At 59.8% G+C, this 12,694-nt stretch carries 12 protein-coding genes; 6 read left to right on the forward strand and 6 right to left on the reverse strand.

Translation table 11 applies throughout. The features are described 5' to 3' along the window. Positions 1–39: 39 nt before the first annotated feature. The 5 genes from I6E52_RS02805 to clpX all read right to left on the reverse strand — a co-directional run bounded on the left by I6E52_RS02805 (position 40) and on the right by clpX (position 5,801). Positions 40–1,281 (reverse strand): sugar ABC transporter substrate-binding protein, encoded by a 1,242-nt coding sequence (locus I6E52_RS02805; protein ID WP_197154736.1) that lies wholly within the window; start codon positions 1,279–1,281, stop codon positions 40–42. Between the two features lie 55 nt (positions 1,282–1,336). Beyond that, positions 1,337–2,164, reverse strand: coding sequence for a carbohydrate ABC transporter permease (locus I6E52_RS02810; protein ID WP_197124248.1), 828 nt, complete (start codon positions 2,162–2,164; stop codon positions 1,337–1,339). Continuing rightward, entirely contained in the window at positions 2,157–3,104 is a 948-nt protein-coding gene (locus I6E52_RS02815; protein ID WP_197154738.1) for a carbohydrate ABC transporter permease, read from the reverse strand. The genes I6E52_RS02810 and I6E52_RS02815 overlap by 8 nt, the downstream gene beginning before the upstream one ends. Continuing rightward, positions 3,104–4,321 carry an ROK family transcriptional regulator gene (locus I6E52_RS02820; protein ID WP_197154741.1) on the reverse strand — a complete coding sequence of 406 codons (1,218 nt, stop codon included), beginning with the start codon at positions 4,319–4,321 and terminating at the stop codon, positions 3,104–3,106. The genes I6E52_RS02815 and I6E52_RS02820 overlap by 1 nt, the downstream gene beginning before the upstream one ends. 202 nt (positions 4,322–4,523) lie before the next feature. Further along, positions 4,524–5,801: an ATP-dependent Clp protease ATP-binding subunit ClpX gene (gene clpX, locus I6E52_RS02825; RefSeq protein ID WP_197124245.1), complete on the reverse strand. Its 1,278-nt coding sequence runs from the start codon at positions 5,799–5,801 to the stop codon at positions 4,524–4,526. Positions 5,802–5,992: 191 nt separating this feature from the next. Between clpX and I6E52_RS02830 the strand changes: the two genes are divergently transcribed. From I6E52_RS02830 to I6E52_RS02840, 3 genes are all read left to right on the forward strand, one after another. After that, positions 5,993–6,571: a hypothetical protein gene (locus I6E52_RS02830; protein ID WP_197154742.1), complete on the forward strand. Its 579-nt coding sequence runs from the start codon at positions 5,993–5,995 to the stop codon at positions 6,569–6,571. Positions 6,572–6,635: 64 nt separating this feature from the next. Beyond that, positions 6,636–7,355 carry a YcnI family protein gene (locus tag I6E52_RS02835; protein WP_197154743.1) on the forward strand — a complete coding sequence of 240 codons (720 nt, stop codon included), beginning with the start codon at positions 6,636–6,638 and terminating at the stop codon, positions 7,353–7,355. 8 nt (positions 7,356–7,363) lie between these two features. Further along, positions 7,364–7,999, forward strand: a complete 636-nt coding sequence (locus tag I6E52_RS02840) for a copper resistance CopC family protein (protein ID WP_197154744.1) — start codon at positions 7,364–7,366, stop codon at positions 7,997–7,999. A gap of 73 nt (positions 8,000–8,072) precedes the next feature. On the opposite strand, the gene I6E52_RS02845 is transcribed toward I6E52_RS02840, so the two are convergent. Further along, entirely contained in the window at positions 8,073–9,089 is a 1,017-nt protein-coding gene (locus I6E52_RS02845; RefSeq protein ID WP_197154745.1) for a LacI family DNA-binding transcriptional regulator, read from the reverse strand. Between the two features lie 354 nt (positions 9,090–9,443). On the opposite strand from I6E52_RS02845, the gene I6E52_RS02850 reads away from it, so the two are divergent. Genes I6E52_RS02850 through I6E52_RS02860 form a run of 3 tightly spaced genes read left to right on the forward strand, consistent with a single transcriptional unit; the run spans position 9,444 to position 12,693 of the window. Next, positions 9,444–10,271, forward strand: a complete 828-nt coding sequence (locus tag I6E52_RS02850) for a hypothetical protein (protein WP_197154746.1) — start codon at positions 9,444–9,446, stop codon at positions 10,269–10,271. After that, positions 10,256–11,698 (forward strand): dihydroorotase family protein, encoded by a 1,443-nt coding sequence (locus I6E52_RS02855; RefSeq protein ID WP_197154751.1) that lies wholly within the window; start codon positions 10,256–10,258, stop codon positions 11,696–11,698. Before I6E52_RS02850 ends, I6E52_RS02855 begins: the two co-directional genes overlap by 16 nt. 35 nt (positions 11,699–11,733) lie before the next feature. Next, positions 11,734–12,693: a nucleoside hydrolase gene (locus I6E52_RS02860; RefSeq protein WP_197154752.1), complete on the forward strand. Its 960-nt coding sequence runs from the start codon at positions 11,734–11,736 to the stop codon at positions 12,691–12,693. Position 12,694: the final 1 nt, after the last annotated feature.

The following is a 12,694-nucleotide window of genomic DNA, read 5'->3' on the forward strand; positions in this document are numbered from 1 at the left end:
ATCTCGCGTCAACAAGATGGGCCTCACTCGGGAGACGTACTATCCGATTACTGCGTTGATTCGTTCTTCAGCGCTGGCCAGAGCGTCGGCGACTGACTTGCGTCCTGCCTGTGCTTCGATCAGTTCCTCGGTGACGATGTCTTGCATCTCCTGCTGGCCGTTCTCGACCAGTGGCGTGAGCGCAATCGAGTCGAGCGAGTCAAAGACGGCCTGGCGGTTAGCCGGACTGTCCTTGGTCAGGTAGACGGCGAGTTGATCTTCGTCGCTCGTGGGAGGAAGTTCCCAACCGCTATCGAGGCGAACATCGATCATTGTCTGCGACGACGTCAAGAATTCGGCAAACGCGGTCGCTTCGGCAATGTGGTCGGATGCTGCTGACACACCGACCGCGTTGGAGAACACTGCGCTGGCCTGTTGGGTATTTCCAGGCTCAACGGCGATGTCCCACGTGAATGGTGCGTCGGCGAGTGCGCCGAAGACCCAGATGCCGGAGTGCATCATGCCGAGCTTGCCCTCGAGGAACAGGTTCGTGTCGAAGTCTGCTGTGCCCTGACCCTCTTCAATCGTGGGCATTACAGTGCCGCTCTTGTCTGTGAGCCACTCGGCTGCCTCGATGCCTGCCGGTGTGTTGAACGCGACGGAGGTTCCGTCGTCACTCAAAAACGATGCACCGTTCTGGTCGAGCACCTTGTAGAACTCGTAGAACGACACAGGCTGGTGGTCGCCCCAGGTTCCGCTAGCGGAATCGGTGAGAGCTTCCGCTGCCGCTTGCTCGTCAGCCCAGGTCCAGTCACTCGTCGGGTAGTCGAGTCCGGCCGCATCGAAGAGGTCAGCGTTGTAGTACAGCACAACATCGGAGAACGAACTCGGCAGCCCGTAACTGGTGCCGTCAACGGCATACGCGTCAATGAGCGACTCACGGTATGACTCGGGGTTAGTCACTTCGAGAGGAGCGAGCGAACCGCTCGAAGCCAACTGGGGGAAGAAGTCGTAGTTGGTGTCCACGACATCCGCCACCGTTCCGGCCGCGAGGTCGGTTTGGAGGGTGGTGAAGTAGTCGCCATAGGGAAGCGTCGTGATGTCAACAGTGACGTTGGGGTTCTCTGCCTCGAACGCATCAACAATCGTCTGAAGGTTGTCTTCGTTGCCGCCCGAAGAGGTGAAGTTCGAGTAGGTGATGGTGACCGGGCCGTCTTCGGCGGCAGGTTCGCTGGCGCAGGCACTCAACAGCAGTGCTGAGACTCCGACGATTCCTCCCGCAGCAAGTAGTGAACGTTTCATGCTAGATATCTCCTTTGATGTCAGGTTATGAATGGATCTCTGGTGCCTCGGGGCCTTACTTGATCCCTGAGCTTGCGACGCCCTGAATGATGTACTTTTGGGCGAAAATGTAGAGCGCGAGCATCGGTAAGATGCTCACGATCGAGCCGGCCATCACGACGTCCCACGCGGTCGTGTACTGGCCTTGAAGCCCCGCTAGAGCGATCGGCAGTGTCTGCAACTCGGGTGAGCGCAGCACGACGAGTGGCCACAAAAACGCGTTCCAACTGCTCATGAAGGCGAACACGGTCAGCGTTGCGAGTGCGGGGCGGATGTTCGGGATGATGATTTGGGTAAACACTCGGAAGTGACCAGCACCATCGAGCTTCGCCGCCTCGTCAAGCTCTCGGGGAACCTGATTCACGGCCTGGCGAAGCAAGAAGATTCCGAAGGCGCTCGCAAACGTTGGGAGCAGAGCACCGAGGTAGGTGTCGAGCAACCCGAATGCCTTGAGCTCAGCAAAGAGCGGCACGATGAGCACCTGAAGCGGAATCATCATGGTGGCGAGGTAGACCGCGAAGACAACGCCGCGACCGCGGAACGGTAGTCGACTAAAGGCGTAGGCAGCGGTGGCACTCGTGAAGAGTTGCGCCAGTGTGGTCACGAGGGCGAGCCCAATACTGTTCGCAACGACCCGACCGAATGGTCGCTCCGTAAAGAGTGTTTGGTATGCCTCGAATGATGGGTTTTCGGGCCACAGCTGTGGAGCGATGGAGAACCCAGCGCCCGGAGTGATCGAGGTGATGAACGTCCACAAGAAGGGGAAGAACATCGCAATCGCGCCGGCGATGACGACGACATGCAAGACGATCGACCGGGGGCGAGTGCGCGGCGACTTAGCCATAGTGAACCCACCTCTTTTGTCCAATAATTTGAATGACGGTGACCGCGAGAATCACGATGAAGAGCAACCATGAGAGGGCGGATGCTTCGCCCGCAGCCCCATAGCGGAAGGTGAGGTCGTAAATCTGCTGCACGACCACCTGTGTTGATCCGCCCGGTCCACCGCCGGTCATTGCATAGACCTGGTCGAAGACTTGGAAGCCATTGATCAGCGAGATCACGATGACAAAGAACGTGCTGGGGCTCAGCATCGGGATCGTGACGTTGAAGAAACGGTTCCATGCCCCCGCGCCATCGACTTTGGCAGCGTCATACAGATCAGGGTTGATCGTCTGCAGTCCAGCGAGCAGGATGACCATCACGAAGCCGAGGTCTTTCCACGAGCTCGCAAGGATGATCGAGATCATTGCCCAGTCGGGGTCGGTCCACCAACCGGGGCCATCGATGCCGAACCAGCCAAGCGCGAGGTTGACGACACCGTTGTTGGGGTTAAGGAGCCAACGCCAGACAATGGCCACGGCGATCCAACTTGTGACGACAGGCAGAAAGTAGATGCCCCGCCAGAACGAACGCCCTTTGAGCGCTTGGTTGAGCGCGAGCGCTAACGCTAGTCCCCCGATGTAGACGAGCGGCAGGTACCCGGCGATGTAGCCGATAGTGTGCAGGAAGACTTGCCCGGTGCGTTCGTCGGCGAGAAGGGAACGGTAGTTTTCCCATCCGATGAATTCCATGGGAGTGATGAGGTTCCACTCGGTGAAGCTGATCCACGCCGCCGCGACCATGGGCCCGAGCACGAAGAGGGTCAGCGGGATGGCGCTCGGCAGCAGGAATGCGAGCACGGTAAGCACATAGCCTGCGCTAGCGCGCTTCTTCTTCCGGCTGAGGGGCGCGCGTTGCGGTGGTGGCGCCGCCGGCGCCGTGAGTACGGTCGGGAGAACCATCAGGAGCTCTCTTGCGGGGAAGCCTGCTGCACGAGACGCTGACGAACGAGGTCACCTTGTTCTCCGGCAATCCCCTCAGCGTCGAACGGAGTCGCAAGTACAAGAGTGGCAGCGCCCTGAGCCCAACTGGCGTCTTGCCAGGTCTCGACAGCAACAGGGATGCCCCGTCGCGCGGGAATGAGCGCAGCACGGAAAGCCGGTTCGAAACCATAGGACCAGTGTCCCCAGTCGGCTGTGCCCTCCCCCAGCAGAATGACGATCTCGGGATCAAGCACGTGAACGAGCCCAGCAATTGCTCGGCCCAACAGGTGGCCGGCCTCGCCAAAGACGGCGATGGCATCGGCATTCCCGCGATCTGCTGCGTCACGAAGTGCCGCAACTCCTGCGCCGGGAGCGATGATGTTGCGATCGCGAGCCGTCGCCACTAGCGCGCTCTCCGATACGAATGTCTCAAGGCATCCGATGTTTCCGCACGTGCAGCGGGGACCATCGTCACGCACCGGAATGTGGCCGATTTCGCCAGCACCGCCGCCGAAGCCGCGAACGATAAGACCGTCAATCACGATTGCGGCGCCGATACCGGTTCCAATTGTCACGGCGAGAAAGTTGCGATGACGACGGCCGAGACCGTAGAGACGCTCCGCCATCGCGAGAGCGTTCACGTTGTTCTCCACGAGAACGGGGAGTCCCAGTTCGCGGCGCAGAGTGGCGCCGATCGGCACGTTGTTCCACTTCAGCTGCGTGGAACTCACTACCCCAGCGGCTTGAGAATCGACGGAGCCGGGAACACCGACTCCGATGCCGAGGAGCGGCGCGGATGAGCCACCAGCGATGAAGGAGCGAAGCAACCCAGCAAGTGACATCAGCATTGTGGTCGCCGAGGCGTCAAAGGGTTCGCTAGCCGTTCGCAGCACTGTGCCATCGATTCCGACCTCAACGAATGCCACGTGATCGGAGGCCACCTTTACGCCAACCGCGCGCCCAGCGCTCGAGACGAGGCCAAGCATCCGTGCCGGTCGTCCGCCCTGCGATGCCTGATGTTCGAGTTCTCGCAAAAGTCCGTCGTGAAGCAGGTCTTTGGTGAGTTGCGTCATGAGCGCCGGTGACAGGCTCAGCGTGCGAGCAAGCTCAGCACGGGATGCCGGACCGTGTGCACCCAGGTGAGCAAGGATTGCTGACCGGTTTACATCGGTACGTGCCATCGGACGAATCGCCATTGGTTCCCCTTAGTTCAGGACTAAACAAACCATAGAATTAAGTTCGGCCCCCTGTCAATGGCCACTAGACCACCGGCACAGACAACCCAGCGTTTCGGCGCGACAATAGGCACAATTGGGGCGTGTTCACGGTCGCGTGTGTGCCCGAAAACGAAAAAGCGCAGACGACCCAGTGGGTCGCCTGCGCTTCTATGCGGTGCGGTTAGGCCGACTTCTCGGCACGCACGGGCTCACGAGGAATGATCGTGGGTGCTGCGTTCTCCAGCACGGCCGCCTTCGTCACAATGACGCGGCCAACAGTTTCGTCGGATGGAACATCGAACATGATCGGGCCGAGCACTTCTTCGAGAATCGCACGAAGGCCGCGAGCACCCGTCTGACGCAGCACGGCAAGATCAGCGATTGACTCGAGGGCATCGCGTTCAAACTCAAGCTCAACGCCGTCGATTTCGAACATGCGCTGGTACTGGCGCACGAGCGCATTCTTTGGCGTTGTCAGAATGTCCATAAGAGCAACCTGGTCGAGCTGCGTAACCGTGGTTACAACAGGCAGACGACCAATGAACTCAGGGATGAGACCAAACTTGTGGAGATCTTCTGGCAGAACCTCGCCGAAGAGGTTCACATCGTCGCCCTTGCTGTGCAGCGGAGCGCCGAAGCCGATGCCCTTTTTGCCCGCGCGGTTCGAGATGATCTCTTCAAGGCCAGAGAATGCACCGGCAACGATGAAGAGAACGTTGGTGGTATCCACCTGAATGAACTCTTGGTGCGGGTGCTTGCGACCGCCCTGGGGTGGAACAGAAGCGACAGTGCCTTCAAGAATTTTGAGGAGCGCTTGCTGCACACCCTCGCCTGACACGTCGCGAGTGATGGAAGGGTTCTCTGCCTTGCGAGCGATCTTGTCGATCTCATCGATGTAGATGATGCCCGTCTCAGCACGCTTGACGTCATAGTCAGCAGCCTGCAGAAGCTTGAGGAGAATGTTTTCGACATCCTCGCCGACGTAGCCAGCCTCGGTGAGCGCAGTGGCATCCGCAACGGCAAAGGGCACATTGAGGCGCTTAGCCAGAGTTTGTGCGAGATACGTCTTTCCGCAACCGGTAGGACCGATCAGCAGGATGTTCGACTTAGCGATCTCGACATCGTCAATCACTGCATCTGCCGAAGTGATGGTGTTGCGGGCGCGAACACGCTTGTAGTGGTTATAAACGGCTACCGAAAGCGAGCGCTTGGCTGCTTCTTGGCCGATGACGTATTCCTCTAAGAAGTCGTAGATTTCACGCGGCTTAGGCAGGTCAAATTCGCTCGACGTTTCTTCGCCAGCTTCAGCAAGACGCTCTTCAATGATCTCGTTGCACAGATCTACGCACTCGTCGCAGATATATACGCCCGGACCGGCAATCAATTGCTGTACCTGCTTTTGGCTTTTGCCACAGAAGGAACACTTGAGCAGGTCCGCGCTTTCCCCAATTCGGGCCATGCCGGTTCCTCTCCTTGAGTAAATACCTTGATTACGAGCCTAACCCGATATTCGTTCAGTCTCCGTCACAATTCCCGGCGGCGTTTCGGCGAGTCGCCCACCGGGGCTCAGCCCACGCTCACCCGGCGTCGCTACAGCGCCACACGAACTAGGCTTGAGGGGCTATAACGCCGCTTGAGATAAGGAGCCCCATGCATACCCGTGCCATGCGCGTTCTTCGTGGCAGTCTCGCGGCGCTCTTCGCAACTTTTGCGGCCGCCATCTCGCACCACATTGCGGGCGGCGTCACCCCCTCGCTGTTCGGCATCGGCGTATCCCTCGTCATCTCAGTCACTATGTGCACTTTGCTGGCCGGCCGCACGGTCTCGATCGGGCGCCTGAGCGCCGCCATTCTTGCCAGCCAAGCGCTCTACCACACACTGTTTAGTTCGATGCTGGCGCCCGAAGGCATCGCGCCGCACAGCATGGCAGCCATGACCTTTGACTTCTCCTCGGCGGCCCAAACAGCGGATTCCGCGATGTCGCTCTCGCATCTCGCTGCCGCAGTCATCACGATTCTGATGTTCCGCTACGCCGAGGTTGCGTTCTGGGGATTGTTCGAAACGGCCCGCGTCATTGTGTCGCGGCTTCTCGCATCCGCAACCCTCGCCGGAACCTACATTCTCGAATTCCGCGTTGTGCCTTCCGCCGCGCCAGCGACACCGCTTGTTGCACGAGTTCTCTCCACCATGCGTTATCGGGGCCCACCAGCCATCGTGCCCGCGGTTTAGCACTACGCCGCTCAGCATCCCCGATATTTGTCGCGCCATCGCGACCCTTTTGAGAAAGAAACTAATGAAGAATTTCACTAAAGCTGCACTCGCACTCTCGGCGGGCGCCGCCCTCGCCATTGCAGCACCACTCGCCGCTATGGCCCACGTGACGATCGACCCCGGTCAGGCAGACGCCGGCGACTACGCGCTCATCACGGTCAAGGTTCCCAATGAATCTGAAACCGAAAAGACCAACCGAGTAGAGCTGTTCTTGCTCACCGATACCCCTTTCACGAGCGTGCGTTTCGTGCCGGTAGCAGGCTGGGATGCTGAACTCGTGCGCAGCGAACTGCCCGAGCCTGTCATGATCGGCGAAAGCGAAATCACTGAGGCGGTGACTTCGATCGTGTGGACAGCTCAGGCTGGCTCAGAGCTCGGAGATGGCGGACTCCTGCTTCTCCCCATCTCGCTCGGGCCGGTTCCTGATGTCGGAAGTGTCGTCCTCGCCGCCGACCAGAGCTACACCGACGGAAGCGTCGTCAGCTGGAACGGTGTCGAGGAGGATGCAGAGAAGCCAGCTCCCATCCTTTACGTCAACGACGAAGCGGTCGACCACCACGACGCTGCAGCTGACAGCGACGAAGGCGACCACGACACTGCTGAGGCCGATGAGGAAATGCACTCTGCTGACTCTGCAAGCAGCGGCGACCCCGTTGCTCGCGGTCTCGGCATCGCAGGCCTCGTCGCCGGCCTCGCAGGTCTCGTAGCCGCATTCGCTTTCCGCCGCCCCACCGCTAAGTAGTTCGGTCAATGCGTCGAGTTATTCGCGCCGGCGCCGCGTTCGGCGCGGCCATGCTAGCAGCCCTCACGCTGCTCGTGGCCGCGCCCGCGTACGCCCACAACTATCTCGTCGAGAGCACACCCCTTGAGGGCGAGACCCTCACCGTGCTCCCCGACGAATTCTCGGTCACCACAAACGACACCCTGCTCGATCTCGCTGGCGACGGTGGCGGATTCGCGATTCAGATCTTGGATTCGAATGGTGGGTATTACGGCGACGGTTGCTTCACCATCCGCGACGCAACGCTGTCGACCGGCGCGACTCTAGGTGAAGCAGGCGACTACCGGATGCTCTGGCAACTGGTTTCCGCCGACGGCCACACTGTCTCAGACGAAATCGACTTCACGTGGGAGCCGGATGTCGACCAGACGATCTCCGACCCACTGAGCGGGCCTCCAGCCTGCGGTGGCGGAACGCTGGAGGAGTCAACTCCCCCACCCGATTCTGCCGACGCGGTGCCGGACGAAGCGGACAGTGAAGCCGCCACAGCAGACGCAGGCACCATCGTGCTCGTGGGCGGAGCAATCGCTCTGGTCCTGATTGCGGGCGTGGCGATCTTCTTGATCACCGCGAAGCGCAAGAAAGACGAACACGACGCGTCTTAGCGGGGCCGATTACAGCCGCCAGCTCGGACCGCCGGCAAAGCCGACGCTATGGCTGGCGCGGCAGCTCCACCAATCATCGACAGCCGCAGCTCTCACGAATAGTGAGTTCCAGCGGAAGAACACGATTGTGGGGCGCTTCCTGGGCCCCCGGAGTTGCGTCAAGAAGAACATCCACTCCGAGCGAGGCCGCCGTATGGAACGGTTGCTGGACGGTCGTGAGTCGGGGCAAGACGATGCTCGATTCCTTGAGCCCATCGAAAGAAATGAGCGCGAGGTCCTCGGGAATACTGAGCCCCGCCTGCGTGGCTGCGGTCATGATTCCGAATGCTTGCTCGTCACTATGGACGAAGATTGCCCGCGGGCGGGTGGGTCGCGCAAAAATATCTCGTGCGAGGGCAAAAGCGCTGTAGCGATCGAATTCGCTCTCGAAAACCTCGTGGTCTTCGACTTTCATACCTTTTGCCTCAAGAGCATCGCCCCACCCGGCTAGCCGGTCGCTGACGCCATATAGGTGCGCCGGGCCAGAGAAACACGCAACGGACTCGTACCCGTGGTCGAGCAAATGCGAGGTGGCGGCAAAACCTCCGCCTCGGTTATCAACCAGAATCGCGGTCGCTCCAAGCTCGCTTGCCGGACGGTCGAAGAACACCAGAGGTGTGTGGTTGCCCTCAAGCACGCTGGAGGTCTCTTCATGGCTTGAACGGCGCTCATCCGTGCTGCCGACGAAGAGAATCCCCCGCACTTGGTGTTCCATGAACGAGCGAAGGTGGCGCGCTTGTCGCTCGTCGCTATTCATGGCGTTTCCGAGCAGCAACGAATGACCGCGTGCAAGAGCGGAGTTCTCGACCTCGATGGCAAGCTCGCTGCAGTACGGGTTAGTGATGTCGGAAGCAATGAGCCCCAAGACTGTGCTGGATGCTGACGCCAAAGCACGAGCCGTGGCATTGGGGCGGTAACCGAGCCGTGCAACCGCATCGAGTACGCGTTGCCTAGTGGGCGCTGCAACATTCCGAGGGCCGTTGTTCATGACGTAGCTGACAACAGCCGTAGAAGTGCCCGCTTCGCGAGCAACATCGTCTCTGGTTACCACGGTGTATCCGATCCCCTATTCATCAGTGTTGTCCCCCTGTGCTGCGTGGAGTACGTGGATGACCCACACCTCGCACAAGCGAACGTGACGCGACCCGCAGCAGAAGGCTAAAGATAATTCACTTTACCCGAAAATAATCTACGCGGGTAGGCAATAAAAGTGCGTACAGCAAGAATTCACGCAGATTTCTATGTTTCTTCGACGTTAACTCTGCGCAATCACAGGGCGATTTTCAGTATTCACGCTTGACCCTGACAAAACGGTCTGTTTGTATAGTCCACAATCTACCCGCGTAGATCGCTAAACAAACCTCACATCGCACGCTCATCCGGCGATTCGAAAGGAACCAAGGCTGTGGCTCATTCCTCACTCCCCTCGCCCCACCACTACGCACCGACCTGCGCACCAGTTGTCGCGGCTGACGTGCCAGCGTGGGTCGCGAAGGCCCAGTCGCACTCTGATCACTTGCTCTCGCTCGCTGGGCCGGTCGCTCATCGTGCCGAGGTCGTCGGTGTCCTCGCCGACGACGAGACCGACTGGACTTTCGGCAACTTCATGTTGACGTGGTTGGACTCAAGCCAAGCAGTTCGCCGCATCTGGCATCTTCCCGATGCAGCATTCTTTCTTCGCCTCATCGAGATCGCTTACGCTCCCGTGCTCGACGCTAACCCGTCGTACCGCACATTGCTGACCGATACCAGCCGCATCCAAATGTCGATCACAAACGACATTCTCCAGATTCAGCTCGACGGGCTCGTGGAGGACTACACGATGATCCGACACCACGCCCTCATGCTCTTCAGCTCTGCACTCTGGCTCGATGAGCCTCAACGGAGCCAATGGCTCGCCCTGTACGACGATCTCGTCACCTACGTCGATTCCCGCCCAGAAGGACGACCCCACGTTGACTCACTCGCAGCGGTCGAGAGCGCAGCTTTCGCTGACTTCGTCACGTTGGCCCCTCAAACGCTCACCGCTGAAAGCGCCGACGCACTCCTCAACAACCACGAGGCGCTCGCCCATGTTCTCGACTACCAGCTTTACGCCGGGGTAGCCATCGGACTCCTGTGGCGCGAGTACCGAGCCCTCGATGAAACAGAGCGAGACGAGTGGTACCGCACCCAACTTTCCGAACGTTACCTAGACACCGATTATCTGAAGACTGAATGGATGGCACAGTAATGTCCCACGATCACAGCGCCTCCGCGCCTGCCGAGCAACTTGACCTCGTCATCACGAACGCAAAGATTCGTTCCGACGACGACGCGCTTTACAACATCGGCATCAAGGGCGGCGTCATCGTCGCAATGTCGAGCAACCTGCAAGATCTGGGCTACGCGACCGAAACCACAGATGCTGCGGGCCGCTGGGTGATTCCCGGCGCGATCGATTCCCACGCTCACATCAACCAGCGCGCCGACGAATACAACCACATTCCCGGCCTTGGTCCAGACGACAACTTCTCCGCTGAGTCGCGCGGCGCACTAGCCGGTGGCTGCACGACTGCGCTCAACTACGTACAGTTCGGCACCCCGTCGCTTCTTGACTCGTTCCACGATGGCCTTGCCGCAGCACGCGCTCAGTCTCAGATCAATGTGATGTTCCACGGCTGCCTCATGAACATGGGCCAGGTTTCGGAAATCGAGCAGGCGACCAAGGAAGGCATGCGCACCTTCAAGATCTTCATGCCCTACCGGGGTGAAGAGGCCAAGAACCTCGGCGGAATCGGAAGCCTCAACCACGCGCAAATGCGGGAAGCCTTCGCCGCGATCGTCGCGAACGGCGCTCAAGCGTTGGTGCACGCCGAGGACGGCGACATCGTCGACGCGGCGATGCAAACGGAGAGCACCGCGGGGCTCGACTCGCTCGCAGGGTGGGAACGTTCGCGCCCCACCATTGCCGAAGGGGATGCCGCGTGGACTGCTCTCTACCTTGCCGAAGAAGCAGGCTGCCAAGTATCGATCGTGCACGTCTCCAGCTTGGAAGCCATCAAAGCTCGGAAGGCTCTGGGGTACCCGGGCGCGGCGCTCGAATCATGCGTCCACTACATGGTGCTCAGCACTGAGTCGGCAATTGGCCCGGAGGGCAAAGTTGCCCCGCCCATCCGCGACCGCAGTCTTTCCGACGCCATTACCGAGGCAGTTCTTGCGGGCGAGATCGATTTCTTCGGATCCGACCACAACGAATGGCCAAGTGCCGCAAAGACTGACTGGGAAACTTCCAAGCCTGGATTGCCCGGCATCGGCCTTATGCTCCCGCTGCTCTTGACGCACCTTGTCGTGGACAACGGCATGAGCATGGAAAGCCTTATCGAACTCACCTCGCGCAATGCCGCTCTGAGATTCGGCCTCGAAGGCAAAGGAAAGGTCGCAATCGGCATGGATGCTGACCTCGTCATCCTCGAGGAGGGCGAGCGAGTCGTGCGGATCGAGGATCTTCACTCACCCATCGACTACTCGCCCTACGCCGGCATGACACTGCGGATGTGGCCGAGCGTGACCGTATGCGGCGGCGTCGTCGTCTTCGCTGATGGCACGTTCCCACGCGAGGACTTCCGTGGCGAAATGCTGAACGATCGCTTCCGGACAGACCCCGCACTCGCGGTCTGATCCTCATCATCACCAACCAAGAAGGAGCACACTACATGCCACGGTCAATCATCCTCGATGTCGACACAGGAACTGACGACGCGATTGCAATCATGATGGCAGCGCTATCGCCAGAGATCGACCTCGTTGCGTGCACCACCGTGTGGGGCAATCGTCCGGTCGAGAATACGACTGACAACACGCTTCGCGTGCTCGACTACATCAACCGCTCCGACATCCCTGTCTATCGGGGACTCGATGAGCCATTTGGCCCCATCGGCGTACCGCAGCCCAGCCCTTCGGATGACCACAGCGGCGGAAAGATGCACCCGAAGGAACTCGACCTCCCGCCCGCCACCTCGGTTGCTCAAACACAGGGGGCTGTCGAGTGGTTAGTCGAAACGCTGCGGGCGCGCACGGAACCCATCACGCTGGTGCCAGTCGGTCCGCTGACCAACATCGCTGCAGCGATTACCCTCGATCCCTCTATCATCGACAAGGTTGACGAGATTGTGATCATGGGAGGCGCACACGCTTTCGGCAACGCGACACCGTCGGCCGAGTCGAACATCTGGCATGACCCCGTAGCTGCTGACGTGGTTTTCAAGGCTGGCTTCAAGCGAATTGTTCTGGTACCTCTCGACGCGACGCACGACGCACTCGTCACCGGAGCACAGGCATCCGAACTTCACGCTCTCAGCACCCCTGCTGGACTGGCGACCGCGATCTGCATTCAGCAGCGCATCGTCGCCCACGATGAAAGCCAGCCGCAGGCGATTCCCGACAGCGCCCCCATTCACGATGCCGTCTGCATCGCGTATTTGCTCGACCCCGCTGTCCTTCCTCTTAACCACCTTCACGTCGGCATCGAGACAACAGGAGTGCGCACGTTCGGCAGGACTGTGATCGACGTTCGTCACCGAGGCATAGAAGAACCGAACGCCTACGTCGCATTGACGGCGAACGCTGACGTCTTCTATCGACTGCTGAAGGAGTGTGTCTCTATCCAGCGATAAC

The organism is Salinibacterium sp. NG253, assembly GCF_015864945.1.
Taxonomy (GTDB): domain Bacteria; phylum Actinomycetota; class Actinomycetes; order Actinomycetales; family Microbacteriaceae; genus Rhodoglobus.

Bases quoted from the DNA above. Each gene is read 5' to 3' on its own strand.
- I6E52_RS02805 (WP_197154736.1), bottom strand. From the start codon at position 1,281: ATGAAACGTTCACTACTTGCTGCGGGAGGAATCGTCGGAGTCTCAGCA.
- I6E52_RS02810 (WP_197124248.1), bottom strand. From the start codon at position 2,164: ATGGCTAAGTCGCCGCGCACTCGCCCCCGGTCGATCGTCTTGCATGTC.
- I6E52_RS02815 (WP_197154738.1), bottom strand. From the start codon at position 3,104: ATGGTTCTCCCGACCGTACTCACGGCGCCGGCGGCGCCACCACCGCAA.
- I6E52_RS02820 (WP_197154741.1), bottom strand. From the start codon at position 4,321: ATGGCGATTCGTCCGATGGCACGTACCGATGTAAACCGGTCAGCAATC.
- clpX (WP_197124245.1), bottom strand. From the start codon at position 5,801: ATGGCCCGAATTGGGGAAAGCGCGGACCTGCTCAAGTGTTCCTTCTGT.
- I6E52_RS02830 (WP_197154742.1), top strand. From the start codon at position 5,993: ATGCATACCCGTGCCATGCGCGTTCTTCGTGGCAGTCTCGCGGCGCTC.
- I6E52_RS02835 (WP_197154743.1), top strand. From the start codon at position 6,636: ATGAAGAATTTCACTAAAGCTGCACTCGCACTCTCGGCGGGCGCCGCC.
- I6E52_RS02840 (WP_197154744.1), top strand. From the start codon at position 7,364: ATGCGTCGAGTTATTCGCGCCGGCGCCGCGTTCGGCGCGGCCATGCTA.
- I6E52_RS02855 (WP_197154751.1), top strand. From the start codon at position 10,256: ATGGATGGCACAGTAATGTCCCACGATCACAGCGCCTCCGCGCCTGCC.
- I6E52_RS02860 (WP_197154752.1), top strand. From the start codon at position 11,734: ATGCCACGGTCAATCATCCTCGATGTCGACACAGGAACTGACGACGCG.